Consider the following 2569-nt stretch of genomic DNA (forward strand, 5'->3'; position numbering starts at 1 on the left):
AAAAGCCCCGGCGGATGAAAAGCAGGCTGAAAAGCCTGCCCCTACACCCGTGGCAGCCGCGCCAAAAACCGAGATCGCCGCCGATCCGGACATTCCTGCTGGCACCGAGATGGTTTCGACCACGGTGCGCGAAGCGTTGCGCGACGCGATGGCCGAGGAAATGCGCCGTGACGGCGACGTGTTCGTCATGGGCGAGGAGGTCGCCGAATACCAAGGCGCCTACAAGATTACGCAAGGGTTGCTGCAGGAGTTCGGGCCCCGGCGCGTTGTCGATACGCCGATCACCGAACACGGCTTTGCCGGCGTCGGCGTCGGCGCGGCGATGGCCGGCCTGAAGCCGATCGTCGAGTTCATGACCTTCAACTTCGCCATGCAGGCAATCGACCAGATCATCAACTCGGCCGCCAAGACCCTTTACATGTCCGGCGGCCAGATGGGCGCGCCGATCGTGTTTCGCGGGCCGAACGGGGCCGCCGCCCGCGTCGCCGCCCAGCATTCGCAGTGCTACGCCGCATGGTACAGCCACATTCCCGGGCTGAAGGTGGTGATGCCCTATACCGCCGCCGACGCCAAGGGCTTGCTCAAGGCCGCGATCCGCGATCCCAACCCAATCATCTTCCTCGAGAACGAGATCCTCTACGGCCAGTCGTTCGACGTGCCGAAGCTGGATGATTTCGTGCTGCCGATCGGCAAGGCGCGCATCCACAAGCAAGGCAAGGACGTTACGATCGTTTCGTTCGGCATCGGCATGACCTATGCGGTGAAGGCCGAAGCCGAGCTGCGCGGCCTGGGCATCGATGCCGAGATCATCGACCTGCGCACGATCCGGCCGCTCGATTTCGACACCATCATCGCCTCTGTCAAAAAGACAAACCGCCTTGTGGTCGTGGAGGAGGGGTATCCGCAGAACTCGGTCGGCGACCACATCGCCAACCAGGTTTCGCAGCGGGCGTTCGACTTCCTCGATGCCCCGGTGATCACCATCGCTGGCAAGGATGTGCCGATGCCATACGCGGCGAACCTCGAAAAGCTGGCGTTGCCCAATGTCGGTGAAGTCATCGAGGCGGTGAAAGCTGTGACGTACCGGGGTTAACGAGATGTCGCGCGAACTAGAAGTTCCCGCGGTGGTCGTCGAGAATAGCGAATTCGATGAGATACTCCGCGTCTGGATTGGTTCGGACGCGGTCGTCACGATGCAAGACCTCTTTGGACCAAACACTCACAACTGGGGCATGGTGCTCGCTGACGTCGGTATGCACATAGCCAGGATGAGACGGGAACAGGATGGTATCCCTGAAATTGAAACGCTTCAGGCGTTGGAAGAAGGCTATCGTGGCAGAATGTCGGACCAGTTCAATATCCAGCACCGTTCGCTAACCGGGCGGAACTGAGGAGGAAAAATGCCAATCAACATCACCATGCCGGCGCTCTCGCCCACGATGGAAGAGGGCAATCTTTCCAAGTGGCTGGTCAAAGAGGGCGACAAGGTTTCGCCGGGCGATGTCATCGCCGAGATCGAGACCGACAAGGCGACGATGGAGGTCGAGGCCGTCGATGAGGGCACGGTCGCGAAGCTCGTTGTTCCAGCCGGCACGGAGGGCGTCAAGGTCAACGCTTTGATCGCGGTGCTTGCCGCCGAAGGCGAGGATGCGGCTGCCGCGGCGAAGAGCGGCGGTGATGCCGCACCGGCGAAAGCCGAGGCCAAGCAGGACAAGGCGCCCATCTCCCCACCCGTGGGGGAGATGTCGGCGAAGCCGACAGAGGGGGGCGCTGCCCCGCCGACGTCCGAGCCTGTCGCGCCCCCCTCTGGCCTGCCGGCCATCTCCCCCACGAGGGGGGAGATCAGCCAATCACCGGGTGAAACCCGCACCTTCGCTTCGCCGCTTGCCCGGCGCATTGCCAGGGAAGCCGGCGTCGATGTGTCTGCCGTGTCAGGCACCGGTCCGCACGGCCGCGTGGTGAAGGCCGATGTCGATGCGGCAATTGCCAGCGGCGGCGCCAATGCGGCAGCTGCCGCGAAGGCTGAACCCGCGGCCAAGGCTCCGGCCGGCGCGCCGGCAGCCACGCCAGCCCCTGCCGTGAAGGCGATGTCGGACGATCAGGTGCTGAAGCTGTTCGAGGAAGGCTCCTACGAGCTTGTCCCGCATGACAACATGCGCAAGACCATCGCGCGGCGCCTGGTCGAGGCCAAGACCACCATCCCGCATTTCTACCTGACGCTCGACTGCGAACTCGATGTACTGCTGGCACTGCGCACGCAGATCAATGCGGCAGCGCCCATGAAGAAGACCGACAAGGGCGAGGCGCCGGCCTACAAGCTGTCGGTCAACGACATGGTGATCAAGGCCCTTGCCATGGCGCTGAAGGCGGTGCCCGATGCCAATGCCTCGTGGACCGAAAGCGCCATGGTCAAGCACAAGCATGCCGATGTCGGCGTCGCGGTGTCGATCCCGGGCGGGCTGATCACGCCGATCATTCGGCATGCGGATGAAAAGACGCTGTCGACCATCTCCAACGAGATGAAGGATCTGGCCAGCCGCGCGCGCAGCCGCAAGCTGAAGCCGGAAGA

Annotated in this window: 3 protein-coding genes; all 3 read left to right on the forward strand. The window is 63.3% G+C overall.

The window, feature by feature from the left end:
- The coding region (locus WC739_RS25375; RefSeq protein ID WP_372955735.1) for a pyruvate dehydrogenase complex E1 component subunit beta at positions 1 to 1093 on the forward strand (1093 nt) is incomplete at its 5' end.
- 4 nt (positions 1094 to 1097) lie between these two features.
- A complete protein-coding gene (locus tag WC739_RS25380; RefSeq protein WP_372955736.1) occupies positions 1098 to 1391 on the forward strand; it encodes a DUF5076 domain-containing protein in 294 nt (97 codons plus the stop codon).
- Positions 1392 to 1400: 9 nt separating this feature from the next.
- A partial coding sequence (locus WC739_RS25385) for a 2-oxo acid dehydrogenase subunit E2 (protein WP_372955737.1) occupies positions 1401 to 2569 on the forward strand: 1169 nt, incomplete at its 3' end.

This window comes from Mesorhizobium sp. (assembly GCF_041661565.1).
Lineage (GTDB): Bacteria > Pseudomonadota > Alphaproteobacteria > Rhizobiales > Rhizobiaceae > Mesorhizobium.